Origin of the sequence: Halomonas caseinilytica (assembly GCF_001662285.1) — a bacterium.
GTDB classification, from domain to species: Bacteria; Pseudomonadota; Gammaproteobacteria; order Pseudomonadales; family Halomonadaceae; genus Halomonas; species Halomonas caseinilytica.
Genome location: NZ_BDEO01000001.1, coordinates 499,167 through 514,003 on the forward strand (window position 1 = coordinate 499,167; position 14,837 = coordinate 514,003).

At 49.5% G+C, this 14,837-nt stretch carries 12 protein-coding genes; all 12 read left to right on the forward strand.

From position 1 onward, the window contains the following. The first annotated feature begins 64 nt into the window (after nucleotides 1-64). Nucleotides 65-1,063: an ABC transporter ATP-binding protein gene (locus HSDC_RS02185; RefSeq protein ID WP_082919911.1), complete on the forward strand. Its 999-nt coding sequence runs from the start codon at nucleotides 65-67 to the stop codon at nucleotides 1,061-1,063. Between the two features lie 54 nt (nucleotides 1,064-1,117). Beyond that, on the forward strand, nucleotides 1,118-2,200 hold the full coding sequence (locus tag HSDC_RS02190) for a KpsE/RkpR family capsule polysaccharide export protein (RefSeq protein ID WP_064698278.1): 1,083 nt from the start codon (nucleotides 1,118-1,120) through the stop codon (nucleotides 2,198-2,200). A 144-nt stretch (nucleotides 2,201-2,344) separates the two neighbouring features. Next, on the forward strand, nucleotides 2,345-3,289 hold the full coding sequence (locus HSDC_RS16335) for a glycosyltransferase (RefSeq protein ID WP_073292032.1): 945 nt from the start codon (nucleotides 2,345-2,347) through the stop codon (nucleotides 3,287-3,289). Next, nucleotides 3,289-4,110 carry a beta-1,6-N-acetylglucosaminyltransferase gene (locus tag HSDC_RS16340; protein WP_073292034.1) on the forward strand — a complete coding sequence of 274 codons (822 nt, stop codon included), beginning with the start codon at nucleotides 3,289-3,291 and terminating at the stop codon, nucleotides 4,108-4,110. Before HSDC_RS16335 ends, HSDC_RS16340 begins: the two co-directional genes overlap by 1 nt. Before the next feature lie 172 nt (nucleotides 4,111-4,282). Next, nucleotides 4,283-5,296 carry a hypothetical protein gene (locus HSDC_RS16610; RefSeq protein WP_137055167.1) on the forward strand — a complete coding sequence of 338 codons (1,014 nt, stop codon included), beginning with the start codon at nucleotides 4,283-4,285 and terminating at the stop codon, nucleotides 5,294-5,296. A gap of 79 nt (nucleotides 5,297-5,375) precedes the next feature. Then, nucleotides 5,376-6,239, forward strand: coding sequence for a sulfotransferase (locus HSDC_RS16345; protein WP_073292036.1), 864 nt, complete (start codon nucleotides 5,376-5,378; stop codon nucleotides 6,237-6,239). A gap of 14 nt (nucleotides 6,240-6,253) precedes the next feature. After that, on the forward strand, nucleotides 6,254-7,393 hold the full coding sequence (locus tag HSDC_RS16350) for a polysaccharide pyruvyl transferase family protein (RefSeq protein WP_073292038.1): 1,140 nt from the start codon (nucleotides 6,254-6,256) through the stop codon (nucleotides 7,391-7,393). 135 nt (nucleotides 7,394-7,528) lie between these two features. Continuing rightward, nucleotides 7,529-8,452 (forward strand): glycosyltransferase family 2 protein, encoded by a 924-nt coding sequence (locus HSDC_RS02210; protein WP_064698282.1) that lies wholly within the window; start codon nucleotides 7,529-7,531, stop codon nucleotides 8,450-8,452. 4 nt (nucleotides 8,453-8,456) lie between these two features. Beyond that, nucleotides 8,457-10,586: a beta-1,6-N-acetylglucosaminyltransferase gene (locus tag HSDC_RS02215; RefSeq protein ID WP_064698283.1), complete on the forward strand. Its 2,130-nt coding sequence runs from the start codon at nucleotides 8,457-8,459 to the stop codon at nucleotides 10,584-10,586. 40 nt (nucleotides 10,587-10,626) lie between these two features. Then, the gene (galE, locus tag HSDC_RS02220) at nucleotides 10,627-11,625 is read left to right on the forward strand and encodes a UDP-glucose 4-epimerase GalE (protein ID WP_064698284.1); all 999 of its coding nucleotides are present in this window, start codon (nucleotides 10,627-10,629) and stop codon (nucleotides 11,623-11,625) included. 120 nt (nucleotides 11,626-11,745) lie between these two features. Then, nucleotides 11,746-13,716 (forward strand): capsule polysaccharide biogenesis protein, encoded by a 1,971-nt coding sequence (locus tag HSDC_RS02225; RefSeq protein WP_064698626.1) that lies wholly within the window; start codon nucleotides 11,746-11,748, stop codon nucleotides 13,714-13,716. A gap of 63 nt (nucleotides 13,717-13,779) precedes the next feature. After that, nucleotides 13,780-14,805 carry a phytanoyl-CoA dioxygenase family protein gene (locus HSDC_RS02230; protein ID WP_064698285.1) on the forward strand — a complete coding sequence of 342 codons (1,026 nt, stop codon included), beginning with the start codon at nucleotides 13,780-13,782 and terminating at the stop codon, nucleotides 14,803-14,805. The last annotated feature ends 32 nt before the right edge of the window (nucleotides 14,806-14,837 follow it).

The following is a 14,837-nucleotide window of genomic DNA, read 5'->3' on the forward strand; positions in this document are numbered from 1 at the left end:
GCTGCTTGCAGAGAAGTCGTGAATACGCTGAATATGATTTTCCTTATTGCTTGTCGAGCGAGCCGTGATCGAGATTCGAAATCTATACAAGCGTTATCATAACCACCATGGCAGCGATTGGGTTCTCAGGGATATCAACCTGACCATTCCCAAGGGCGTCAGTGTCGGGCTGGTGGGGCGTAATGGAGCCGGTAAGTCGACCCTGCTGCGTTTGATCGCTGGCATGGATATGCCCGAGCGGGGGAGTATCCATCGCGGTTGCCGGGTTTCCTGGCCCATCGGGCTTTCCGGTGGTTTTCAGGGCTCTATGACCGGCCGCCAAAATGTCAAGTTCGTGGCTCGGGTACACGGAGGCAGACAGAACGTCCAGGACATCATCGAACGCGTTCAGGCCTTTGCCGAGATTGGTGAAGCCTTCGATGAGCCTATCAAGACATATTCCTCGGGCATGCGTGCTCGCCTCAACTTCGGTCTCTCCCTAGCCTTCGATTTCGATGTGTATCTTTCCGACGAGGCTACTTCGGTAGGGGATCGTGCTTTTAGAGCCAAGGCCTCCAAGGCCTTCAAGGACAAGGTGGGAAAAGCCAGCGTGATCATGGTCTCTCATGGGGAAGGCATGTTGAAACAGCTTTGCCAAGCGGGGATTTATTTGCGTGATGGACGAGCTACCTGGTATGACGATATCAATGGCGCTATTGAAGCCTATCATGCCGAGACGGATGAGGTGCGCAAGAAGCGTGGTGAGCAGGTTGATAGCTCAACGTCCGCTATGGCGCATAAACAATCCCAGCACGCAGAAGAACAATTTGCCTCATCGACTGAGCAACGTGAGACGCGAGAAGAACTTGAACAGCTTGTTGTTCGATGTCAGGCCGATTTCAAGGTTGCCAAGGCGGCTTTCGAACATGCCAAGTCAATGGAGTTGGTAGAAGCAGATCTCAAGCCTTATAGATTGAAGTGTCGGAAAGCTCATAATCGACTTAGAGAGGCAAAAAGGCGGTTGGGTAACAGTAAAAGTAAAGATATAGGTGCTGAGCCTCAGCCTGGAGAAAGTGCTAGCTGATTTACGTGGTTATCAGCCTTTTCGTTTTAAATCCATACACTGGACGTATTTTTCATGAATCGGTTTATCAAAACCCAGCCCCATTGGGCACTTACTCTTCTGGCTATTCTTCTGGTTTCGTTTTACTGGTTCGTTTGGGCGGAAGACCGATATGTTTCCCGAGCTACGGTCGTGCTGGAAAGTCCGCAGATTGCATCTCCCGAGATCAGTTTCTCTTCTATCTTGAGTGGCAATAGCGGAGACAGTGATCTCTTGTTGCTACGTGAGTATCTACTGTCGGTGGACATGCTCAAGCAGGTACAGGAGCAACTGGATTTTCGTGATCATTACAGCCAGCACGGTGATTTCTTTGCTCGGCTCAGGGATCGTGATGCGCCGATAGAGACGCTTCATGAATACTACCTGAAACGAGTCAATATCGAGATGGACGAATATGCGGGCGTTCTCAATATTGAAGTACAGGCCTATACTCCGGAGTTCGCGAATGAAATGACACAATTGCTACTGGACGCTGGTGAGAAGCATATGAACGACATGGGCAATCGTCTGGCCGAAGAACAGGTTGTCTTCCTTGAGCGTCAAGTGAATCGACTCAGCGAGCGGATGAAGGAGGCGCGTGCCGCCTTGCTGGCCTACCAGAACGAGAAAGGGCTGGTTTCGCCGACTCACACAGTGGAAAGCCTGAACCAAGTCGTGGCCGGCCTAGAAGGCGAACTGGCACGCTTGAAAGCGAAACAACAGGCACTGGCGAGCTATCAGAGTCCCCGGTCTTCTGAGATGCAACGTATCAAGAGTGAAATCAGTGCATTGCGTGATCAGATCGGCAGGGAACGGGATCGTCTGGCGCAAGCAACGGGGGATTCGCTCAATCGGGTCTCCTCGGAGTATCAGACATTGGAGTTGCAGGCTCAGTTTGCCCAGGAGACCTACTCCAGTGCGTTATCGGCTTTGGAAAACACGCGGATCGAGGCCGCGCGCAAGCTCAAGCAGGTGAGTGTGCTGCAAAGCCCACTCATGCCGGAGTATTCCACCAAGCCTGACCGGCTATACAACAGTACCGTTTTCGCTCTTATCGCTATCTTTCTGGCCTTCATTCTCAGCATGCTGGTCCTGATCATCAAGGAACACCGGGACTGATGAGCCGACTACGATAGATAACACCGGTGGTATGTCGCATAAGAAGGGCTGGATGGTATCTGCCTGTGTGAGCTATACCTACCTGATGTGGGCTACGTTCGCTATGGACCGATATGGATGGGCATATAGTGAAGGATGCCGTTAATGGAAAATGAGTCGTATACTGCCGCATCTATCATTGTTCCCTTGAGGGCTCAGGCAGTCGAGCAGCGTGAAATTCTGCGCTTGAACCGGCTGCTGGAGACGATTCCCGCCGGTTTTGAGGTCATCATCGTGGATGATGGCTCGGAGCCGACGGTGCGCCGGTACATTCGAAATATTGTGGAACAGAGAAGACTGCAAGGGCAGGTCGTGCGCGGGGTCTATCTTCGTACCCGGCACCGACGCTTTTCTTTGGCACGAGCCCGTAATCGAGGAGCGCGCGCTGCTAGATCTCCCGTGGTTCTCTTCCATGATGTCGACTTTTTGGCCTTGACCAAAGTCTATCAGCGGTTATTGATACATATCCGTGAGGTGGAACTGGCGACTCGCCCGGAGCACTTCTTTTGTGTTCCTGTGGCCTTTCTGACAGAGGAAGGGACAGAGCATTTCCTTACGCATTTTGAAGCCAGCGAAGAAGCATGGTGTTTCCGAAAGCGCCATAATCATCCTCATGAGCGAATGAATTTCCTGGTTCAAGGGAGTTCCTGTATTGTCACCAATCGTGACGACCTACTTGCCATGGGAGGGCATGATGAAGGTTTCAAGGGACACGGCGCGGAGGATTTCGAGCTTCTGCATCGGCTTTCTTGTCAATATCCAATAGCGCCTCGTCCTCCAGAGTATACACGCAACATGGGAAGCGGCCCGATTACCGAATATCGGGGGTTTCGTGCCTATTTTGCACTGTACGGTGAGGAGTGCCGCCAGCAGGGGTGTACTCTGGTGCATCTCTGGCATCCCAAGCGTACCGAGAAGGGGTATTATCGCCACAAACAGAATTTCAAGCGCTTACAGGCGGTAATGGAAAGGGATGTCGGGAAAGTGTGCTCGTTGAAAAATGGCGGTAGGTCACAAATCGATCCGAGAAAATTGCTGGAAGTTTATTGATGACGGGTAACACTCTCGTCACGGTGACATTCATTCTTCTCTGCCATGATAGTGCTGAGAGGGTTATTACATTAGTGAGGCAACTTCTGGAAGATGACCCGGATTGTCGAATTCTCGTCCATCTGGACAAAAAGTCACCGAAGGAGACCTTTCATAAACTGGTTTCAGTGTTGGATGATGAGCCTCGCTGCCATTTGATGCGTAATCGAGTACGTTGTGGCTGGGGCCAATGGGGGCTGGTTGAAGCCCCTTTGCGTGCTTTACGGTATGCTTTCGATCAAGAGGTAGTGCCAGACTATTTTTATCTTATCAGTGAGTACTGTCGACCCGTACGCCCGCTGCGTGATCTTAGAGAATTTCTGACAGTTCACCAAGGTATGGACTTTATCGAGTGTAAAACCAGTGAGTGGATAAAAGGAGGGATTCGCGAAGATCGCTATTTGTACCGACACTACCTCGATAAGCGAAAGTATCCGAAGCTGCATCGTTGGATGTATCGCACCCAGAAAAGATTGGGATTGAAACGTCGCGAGCCGCATGCTTATGAAATTTACTTTGGTAGTCAGTGGTGGTGTTTATCGTCATCGACTGCAAAGAAGACTTTGTGTGCCATTGTGAAAGACCCCAAGCTTCGATTTTTTAAAACTGTTTGGATTCCAGATGAGTGTTTTTTTCAAACTATAGTACGACTTGTGTCGAGAAAAAATGTTTCGGGATATAGTTTGACATACTCATGTTTTGATAATTGTGGGCAAGCGGGCCGTGTAGAGGGTAAGAATCTACCTTGTGGGTTTTATTTTTCAAGAAAGCATTATTTGTAAACTTTTCGACTATTCCATAAGTGTTTCTCGCCAGAGTTTTGGGAAATCTTTGTGGTCTTGTGTATAAGTAAAGAAGCTTTATAAGGGCATTAGGTTAGGTTTTGTTTTGTTTTTATGGGGTTGGTATAAAGTAATGAAGCTTTCTACCTGAAAGGAAAAGAAGGGATTCAATATGGGGCGTTTTATAAAAGGAAGAGAAGGTTATTCTTGTCTTGGGAATGTGTATTATAAATACAAAATTGCCAATGAAGATGCGCCTATAGTGATAACCTTTTCTTATTTAGGGGCTAATGCAAAAAGGGCAGAGGCTAAAAGTGGGGTGCACTCTCCTTGGGCTTATGATTTTATCGTTTCAAAAGGTCTGAATGCGCTTTCTTTTTGTTGCATAGGAAATAATAATTGGTACACGGATAAAATTTTCCAAGAGAAAGTCGAGGGCGTGGGTGAGGAAATAAAAAAAACTGGACTAAAGATTTTAGGGTATGGAGGAAGTATGGGAGGTTTTGGCGTCTCAGCCCTTGCAAACCCTTTAGGGATAGAGGAGATGCTTCTCTTTAATCCTATAAGCACTTTGAACTCTGAGAAAGCCCCATTTGAATATCGGTTTAGCAATGCCCGTAACAAACTTGATTGGAGTTGTCCGTATAATGACGGAGCTGATGCTTATGCTTCAGGGTACGTGATTTATGATCCATTCTTTAAAGTTGATGCATTACATGCGGAAAGATATTTGAATCTTGAAAAATTAAAATTCCCTGGGGTTGGTCATTCGATACCAAACCATCTTGCAAAAGTCAATGCACTCAAATGGGTGTTTTCTTCTTTTCTAGATGGGAGGATTGATAAGGTGGAGTTTGGAAAGAAAGTTAGAGAGAAGAGGAAGTACCCCCATTATTATAAGTGGATGATGGGTCCTGAGAATGCATATTTAACTGAAAAGCGGAAAGAAGTCGTCGAGAGGTACTATAGTTCTTTTATGTTGCTGAGTGGAGAGACAAGCATCCTTCAAAAAGAAGATATAGACTTTATCCGTGACTTGGCAATAAGCCAAGAAAGTGAGGATTTAAATACCTCCTATCGGCTTATGAAAATGGCCGAGAAATTGAGGCCTAGGGGGCCATTTATAAGGAAAAAAGTAAGAGAATATAGTGTGAGGGTAAAAAAAGGAAAGATCAATTCCATGTGAAGGCATATTTGTTTTCTAGTGGAAGCGGGTTAGTGGTTTTTAATGTTTTGCTATAGGTATTATGCTGTGAGGGCAATGGATGGGAAAAAATAATCTCCCCAATTTTTTGTGCATAGGTGCACAAAAAGCAGGAACGACATGGCTGGATAAGCAGCTTAGGGCGCATCCTAAAATTTGGATGCCTCCTATGAAAGAAGTTCATTATTTCGACTATGTTTATAATCAGGATTTTAGAAGGTGGATAACGTGGCATCTCAGATCTACCTTGAGGAGAGAGTTGAAGAAAGTTACTGATAGCTCGAAATCGATAGATTGGGATAAAGTTTCCTATCTTTCTAGCATCATGACACATGAAGAAAAGTTTACAGACGATTGGTATAAAAATATTTTTTCAGCATCTCCAGGTGATGCTATTTCAGGCGAGATAACTCCTGAGTACTGCACCATAGGGAGAAAGGGTATACAGCACATCAGAGAACTATGTGGTGAAGTGAAAATAATTTATATAATTCGCGATCCAGTTTCACGCGCCTGGTCTCAGTTGAAAATGAATATGGTTAGAAATGGTGATTACCATAAAGCAGTCAACAAGAATAAAAAAATAAAAGATATGAGCTATTTCCGAAAGAATCTTCGCCATCCCTCAATAGAAAACAGAGGGGATTATAGGTCTTATATTCCTGAATGGGATGTTTTTTCAGAAAATATCAAATATATACCTTTTAAGAGAATAAAGAGCGAGCCTAACGTCGTTCTTCAGGAAGTCTCTGGATTTATAGGGCTAGAAAGCGGTTTTGAATTTGTTGATGCATCTAAAACAGTGCACCAAGGTAGTGGCCTGAAAATGCCAGAAGAGATAAGAAAAGACCTGAAAGAGTTGTTTTCAGGTCAGTATGATTTTTTGAAAGATCGTTTCGGCCAAAGATTTTTTGACGATATCTGAGAGTGAGTTTGTAGATGTTGAATAAAGTTGTTCTGATCGGAGGGGCCGGGGCCCCGAACTATGGTGATGAATTAATTGTAAAAGGCTGGAAAGAGTATTTCCTAAAAAATAAAAAAGCAGAACAGGTTATTTTTTATGAAAATATAGCGTCTAAAGAAATAGAGGTACATGGTGAAGATCCTGGAGTGACGTTTCGTGATGGGTTGGTTAGAGTAGCGAAAAATGTTGCCGGCCTAGATTTCTGGGATCAGGTTATAAGGGGGTATAAATTTATTGAAAGCGATGGATTTAGTGTCTATTCGTCTTTTGATATTGACGATTTAAAAGATGCCGATGTTATCCATCTTCATGGAGGCGGGTATCTGAATAATTTTGATCCGGACAAGGGGTTTTATGTTGGCCTTTTGGCAGCACTGAAAAAGACTAGAAATATAAAGATTGTTGCTACAGGAATTGGCTTTGGGCCTGTTCCTGATGTCGGGAAGAAGAGGTTGAAAATAATAGAAGAGATTTTTTCTTATTTTGATTTTTTTGAACTTAGAGATGTTGATAACTTCCGTCTTTTAAAAAAGAAATTCCCGTCCGGGAATTTTGTTTTTGGGTTGGATGATTGTTATCTTTTAAAAGCATCTGATTTCTTGAGAAATAAAAGGAAGTCAAAGAAGAAGAGGATGTATTTATCCTTCCTAGAATATAATGTAAGAAAAATTGGGGAGGAGTTCTGGGACTGGGTTGTAGAAAGGTCGAAAGACTTCGATGAAGTCGTTTTCTTTGAGAGCTATCCTTGGCAAGATAGGAAAGTTTATGATTTTGTTAAGACAAAGGTGGACGGCGTTCGTTATCTCCCCCTTTCGGAATCTCTTAATGGAATTCCCATGAGCAGTAATGATTTTGTTATCTCTGCACGCTTTCATACTCATTATGCCTTTTCTAGAAATGGCATATCAGGAGTCTACTCCAAGGACTCAAGATACTATGATATAAAGCATCAATCTATATTGGATTTGGGTTCAGAGTTTGTTTTTTCAGACCTGTCCACTCCCCCTGAAAACATAGAAAGAGAAGGGCTGGGTTATAACGTCATGTGTAGCAACGATGATCTTTATACTAAAATGAAGATGAAGCTTGTCGGCCATATTTATGGCGATTTGTAAGCAGCTTCTTCTGAAGGTATTTTCTTGGAAGGCGAGGATGTTATGGGGAAAGCAAAGTCTTACATAAAGCACAAGGCTGATTGGATAAAGGAGATATATCCCTTTTTTCGTTCTGCGTTTTATTATGGAAGGCGAATGTCGTTGAAGCAGGATCACACCTCATCTATCAAAAAGGGTGAGATACTGCTTTTTTCAACCATGAAGAATGAGGGTCATCGACTAGAGTTTTTTTTGGATTATTATCGAAAGATGGGGGTGTCACACTTCTTTTTGGTAGATAATAATTCCGATGACGATACGGCTGAGATACTATCTCGACACAGCGATGTTACAAGGTTTCTGGCTACCGATGGCTACAAGGAAACCAATTTTGGCATGCACTGGCTGAATTATTTGCTTTTCAAGTACGGGCGTGGCCATTGGTGCATGACATGTGACCCCGATGAGTTTATCGTGTATCCCCACTGTGACACTCGGGATCTCAAGGATTTGACCTCGTACCTGGAGTCGATTCGTCAGGATTCCTTCTTTACCGTCATGATCGACATGTATGGTGAGGGGCCAGTATCCGAAACCTGGTATGAGCCTGGTACGGATCCACTAGGTGCGTGTCCTTACTTTGACCAATCTGGTTATAGCAAGCAGTATAACCATGACATGAGAAATCTTTTTGTCCAAGGGGGAGTGCGTCGTCGTGTCTTTGCCAAAGAAACACCCGCTAGTGCACCTGCCTTGAATAAGGTGCCGCTGGTCAAGTGGAAGTGGAATTATACATATGTTTCCTCTATGCATATGGCATTGCCTCGACGTCTCAATGAATGTATCGATGAACGGAAAGTGACCGGTGGAATTCTTCACTTCAAGTTTATCAGTCAGCTTAATGACAAGGTGAAGCAGGAGATGGTCGCCAAGCAGCATTACAATGACTCGGCTGAATACAAGCAGTACGGACGAGTCATTGATAACCGTGATCTTCTTTTCCATCCCCAGGTCTCTACCCGTTACGAAAGCTGGGAGACCCTGGAGCATCTGGGGCTTATCAATAAAGGGGAGTGGTAAATCAATGAAGATCGGATTCGTTATCCTGGCTCATGAATCGCCTGACAAGCTCAAGCCCTTGCTGGAGGGATTGCTGGCCTCGGGGCGTAATGTGTTCCTGCATCATGATGCCGGGACAGGTACGGACACCTCCGAAATTCAATCTTCTTTGGACCTCCCTTCCGAGGCGGGGAATCTATATCTGGCAGACCGTGTCAAGGTCGAATGGGGTGAGTGGTCCATTGTCAAGGCGACGCTGAATTGTTTGAGGAAGGCTGTAGAAACTCAGGACGATAGCGACTATTACTTTCTCCTATCCGGTTCTTGCATGCCGGTCAAGCCTGTCAAGTTTCTTGAAGAAAGTCTGAAAGATGAAGGCGTCGATTATATCGAAACCGTTAATGCCGAAGAAAATCGGTGGATCACGCAAGGGATACAGGAAGAGCGTTGGGAATTATTTCACTTCTTCAATTGGCGCTCCCAACAATGGCGCTTCGATCGTTCATTGAAGCTACAGCAAAAACTGGGAGTGAAGCGGAAGCTTCCTCTGTCTCATGTAGCACACATGGGGTCACAGTGGTGGTGCCTCAGGCGCTCCACGGTCGAAAAGATACTGGGCCTTCTTGATAAGCATCCAGAAGTAGAACGTTTCTACAAGCGCACTTGGGTTCCCGATGAGCTTTTCTTCCAGACCATGGTTGGCAACCTGATCCCAAAAGAGGAAATTGTTGCCAGACCCTTGACTCGTTATTCCTTTAACTCCTGGGGAATTCCTAGAGTTTATTATAATGATGATTATCCGGAACTGCTCGCTGAAAACCGTTTCTTTGTTCGAAAGGTCAGCCATCGTGCAGTGGAGTTAAAGAATAAGCTGAGTCGCCTGGCCCCAATGTCTGTCGATGAGTATAAAGAGTTGCTCAAGAACAGTGATCAGGAGCTTGAGGCGCTTAGAAGCGATATCAAGAAAAAGAAAGACCTGGAGAACTCAAGCTGGCATCATCTTTGTACCAGCATGGAGAATCATTATGACTTCGTCAAATCCATTCCGGCACGGATGATTGTTGTATGTGGACTGGAGGAGACGAGAAAGACCGAGGCGTTAGCCGAATTCGACAAGCTGGATGATACGGCTGTATATGGTGACCTTTTCGACTCTGAAGAAGTAGGAAAAGGCTATGCCGGGGAGTCCTGGATGCCCATTAATCGTGGGGATGTCACCCTTGCCCAACATACATGGCACAAGCTACTGGGTGATATTGCATTTCATGAGCCAGGCAAGACAATCGTCTTCTCCCTGGGTAAGAATGCCTTGCATTATCTGGAAGTGTTGCGCTGGAAGCATGACGTCAATATCGTGCTTGTCGATGACAACAAGAGCGATGGTCTGGATAAGCCGCTTCTCAAGGAGTTTTACTTCAAGAGCAAGGTTCTTCACTTGATTCAGCACCGGTTGTGCGAATTTTCCAGGGTTGAGCTTGAAAATTTGAGGCACTGGGTTGACGAAGCTATCAATAAAGAATTCGACGTGACCTATATTGTCGAGAATCTTCATAGAACCCAGGAGCTGGTTCAGTGGCCCAGTCTTCTCTCGGATACTCATGATCACTGGGAGCTTCTGAAAGCCATAGACAGCAAGCTGGTAATTTTTGTTGCGGAAAACCGGAATGGCTTGGATAAGGCCAAGGAAGCCATGAAGTCCTGGTTGAGCTCAGGAATACATACTGGGATATTCGATGTCATTCCGAAAAAGGATAATACGCTGGACTGGCACTATTACCTCGCCGACGTGGCTTATGTCAATCGTGAGCAGTCTCGACACAATGCCTTGTTTGCGCATATGTCGGGTGGCCAGGTTGAATTGCTCGAAACCTTGAGGTGGAAGCATGACCTCATGGTGGTATATCTCGGTTGCGACGATGAGCAAGGTCGTCTCGAAGACTTTTCCTTCGAACTGGAAGGTAGCCTGGATAAGGCGAGAGAGATCATTTCCGGTGAGGATCCGATCAAGAAGCGCTTGGATGAGTTGATGCAGGAGCGACATTGCTCTTATCTTTCGGTGAGTGATCGGAGTCTCGAATCTATCAAGCACGATGTGCTTGAATTTGTTGATGTTAATCCCGAGGAAGAGCCTGCTAAAGTTGGTGATGCCCAGTAAGATGTATTGCCAGTACGCTTTTTATTCATGGAGTTGATAAATGAGCAGCACTATTCTGGTTGTTGGCGGCTGTGGCTATATTGGTTCGCATATGGTGAAGCAGCTCGTCAGGGCAGGTAACAAGGTCGTTGTTCTGGATAACCTTTCCACGGGATTTCGCGAGTTGGCCCAGTACGGGACGTTGGTTGTGGGCGATCTTGGGGATGTCGACCTGCTGGAACGTTTGTTCCGTGAGCACGCGTTCGACGGTGTGATGCACTTCGCTGCCAATAGCCTGGTGGGGGAGTCGGTGGTTGAACCCTCGAAGTACTATCGCAATAACGTGGCCAACACCCTGGGACTGCTAGATGTGATGGTGCGCCACGATGTCCGCCATTTCATCTTTTCATCCACGGCGGCGACCTTTGGCGAGCCGGAACGCACTCCTATCGATGAACGGCACCCTCAGGCACCGATCAATCCCTATGGTGCCAGCAAGCTGATGGTGGAGCGGATTCTGGCCGACTACGCCAATGCGTATGGCTTGAATTCCGTCAGCCTGCGTTACTTCAATGCCTGTGGGGCCGACCCTGAAGGTGAGCTGGGAGAGTGTCATGATCCCGAGACCCATCTCATTCCGTTGATCCTTCAGGCGGCTTCAGGTCGGCGGGATTCGATTACCGTCTTCGGACGTGATTACGCTACCGAAGATGGTACTTGCGTGCGCGATTACATCCATATCGAGGATTTATGCAGTGCGCATGCGCTGGCATTGTCGATGCTACTCGAAGGCCGCAACAGTGGGGCGCTGGCCTATAACCTTGGCAATGGCCACGGCTTCTCCGTCCAGCAAGTGATCGATGTGGTCAAGAGTGTCGTGGCTCGAGATGGCTGTTCGCTCGAGGTGGAAGAGGGAGATCGGCGCCCCGGCGACCCAGCCGTGCTTGTGGCGGATGCCACCCAGGCCAAGGAGGAACTGGGCTGGCGGCCCGCCTTCGCCGATCTGGAGAAGATCGTGACCCACGCCTGGCAGTGGGAAAAGCACCTGGCCTCGATGTAAATGCCGGTGATGGGAACCACTTGCCGGGCGCTGCCTCATCATCCGACGTGGCCTCGATTACTGGATGGGGAATTGCGCCAGGTTTCGACTCTGGCCCAATGTCGTGGGTTGGATGCTCTGGTGTATTGGAGCAAGGCGCCCGGCGGAAAGCGTGCTGTGGCGTTGGCGGAGCGAGCGAAGCTTCCGTTGTTGCGGCTCGAAGAGGGTTTCTTGTGCGCCTATGGCGAACAGGATGTGTTTCCGTCGCTTTCCTTGACCGTGGATGACCTGGGCACCCATGACGATGCCCGTCACCCGTCTCGACTGGAATCGATACTGAACGCGAAACGGTCTCCACTCGATGGGATCGAGGCGGAGGTTGATGCGGCCATGCGGTTCCTGATTTCGGAACGATTGAGCCGCTACAACGATGCGCCCGATCTGGACGAGTCGATCCTGCGTGGTGATGACCATGAAAGGGTGCTGGTGATCGACCAGGACTGGACCGGTGACGGAAAGGCCCCGGGTATGGAGGCATCCGGTTTCAGGCGCATGTTGGCAGCGGCGTTATCGGAGCATCCCGCTGCGACGATCTACGCCTACCGACCCCAAGAGGCTTATCTCAGGCATGAAAGCATCCTGACAGGCTTGATCGACGAACCGGAGAAGGAGCGGGTCGTCACGCTTGGTGAAAAGGTCAACCCCTGGAGCCTGCTCGAGAGCATGAACCGTGTTTATACGGTGGGCGCGCATCTTGGCTTCGAAGCTCTGATGGCTGGCCTGCCGGTGAGCGTTTTCGGTATGCCCTGGTATGCAGGTTGGGGGGCCACGGATGATCGTCTCCCCTGTGTTCGTCGTACCTCTACGCGAGGCGTCAGGGAGCTTTTCGCAGCGGCTTATCTTCGCTACAGCCGTTATCTGGATCCCGAGACCTTGGGCCCGGGCGATATCTTTGATGTCATGCGTTGGTTGGCTCGCCAACGCCAGGTCGAGGGGCGAATCCAAGGGCGCCGGGTGATGGTTGGGTTTCGCCGCTGGAAAGCCGCCAATCTGGGGGCGAGACTATCGTTGCTGCCGACTCGGTTGGGTCGTGTACCGAATGCCAGAAAGGCGGAACGCCTGGGATTGACATCGGACGATGCCCTGGTGCTGTGGGGACGTGACACGCCGGCGAAGGTCTCGTCCCTGGCGTTTCGCACCGGAGCCCGGTTGCTGCACGTGGAGGATGGCTTTGTCAGGTCAGTAGGGCTAGGGTCCGATATGGTGCCACCGCGCTCCATCGTGCTGGATGAGCGGGGAATCTATTTCGATCCTGGTCAGGCGTCGGATCTCGAACACTTGTTGAATACGCATTGCTTCACGGATGATGAGCTGGATCGTGCTGAGCGCGTTCGCAGCTGGATCGTGGAGCACCGAATCACCAAGTATAACCTCGAGCCTCATCGCGTACCGGACTGGGATACGCAAGGGCGGGAGGTGATTCTGGTGCCAGGACAAGTGGAGGATGATGCCTCGATTCGTTACGGGGCCACAGCGGTCTGTACCAATCTCGGACTGCTCGAAGCCGCTCGGAAGGCTCACCCTGATGCCTTTCTGGTCTACAAGCCGCATCCGGATGTCGCCCGGGGAGGTCGCAAGGGCCATGTGGCGCTTTCCAGGGCGTTCGAGCTGGCCGATCACGTCGAGACCGATCTGTCGGTCATCAGCTGTATCGAGGCCTGTGATACGCTGCACACGATGACCTCCTTGACCGGATTTGACGCGTTGTTGCGTGACAAGCGAGTCGTCACCTATGGCGAGCCTTTCTATGCTGGTTGGGGCTTGACCGATGACCGAGTGGTGGGAGCCAGGGCGTTGCTTCGTCGTTCCCGGCATCTCCGTCTACCGGAACTGGTGGCGGGAGCCCTGCTGCTATATCCGTTGTACTGGGATCCGGTGCTGAATGGCTATACCAGTTGTGAGGCTGTACTGCGTCGAATCATTCAGGAACGCGACGCCTTGATGGCACAAAACGGATTGATGTATCAGCGCTTGGGCTATTGCCGGCGTCAGTGGCTGAAGCTGAATATCATCTATCGGTCTTTCATCAGGGAAAAACGGTTTTCCCGGTGAGCGTGCTCTCATCGCCTTGGGCTAGAAGACTCTGTGGCCCAGGTTGTTAAGGAGTGATGGATCATGATGCTGAAACGGCTCGCGCGGTTGCCCCTGTGGCTGGCCGAACTGTTCACCGGCACCAAGTCGTTCGTGGCCAATCCGTTGATCGGTAGCCGTCGGCTGAACCGGTGGGGACTGCATGTCGGCCGTGTCGCGCTGGCCCATGGGGTGATGCGCCTGCGCATGGCGATGCTGGGATGGCGGGTGCCACGGGAGGATCGTCGGCAGTTCATCGAGCAGGGGTTCGTGCTCAAACGGAATTACTTGCCGGAAGACGAGTATCACGCCCTGGTCGAAGAAGTGCGGCAAGGGCGGGGCGAAGTGCGCCAGTGCATCCAGGGGGATGCCCGGACCCGCCGCATGCTGCTCGCCCCGGAAGTGCTCGAGGCTATGCCGCGAACACGCGCCTTGATGCAGGATCCAGCCTTTCGCCGCTTGATGCGCTTCTGTGCCGGTCATCTGCGCATGCCGATCTGTCATGCGGAGCAAGTGATGAACGGCGTCAGTGAGGCGCCACCGGACCCGCAGACCAACCTGCATGTCGATACCTTCCAGCCAACCATGAAATTCTGGCTCTATCTGGAGGACGTGTCGGATCTCAATGGGCCCTTCGTCTTTGTGCCCGGGTCGAATCGCTTGAGTCGCGAGCGTCTTTCCTGGGAATACCGCATGAGCCAGGAAGCGCGAAAGCATGCCGACCGCTATACCGCGCGAGGCTCGTTCCGTGTCGAGCCGGAAGCGGCGGCACGGTTGGGTGATAAGCCACCGCAGAGCTTCCAGGTGCCGGGCAATACCTTGCTGATCGCCAATACGTTCGGGGTGCATGCCCGAGGCCATGCGCAGCCGGGGACATCGCGTCTGGCACTGTGGGGCATGAGTCGTACCAATCCCTTTATTCCCTTGCCGGGACTGGGCTTCGAAAGCCTGAATCGGCTGCAGTATCGTGTGCTGCAACGAATGCGTCGCCGTGAGGATGAGCGGGCTGCCGCTCGGGGCGTGAAGGCGTCATGGCATCGTGTCGAGGGCAAGGATGCCTGGCAACGGTAATCATCATCGCGACATGACTTTCATTACTCGAC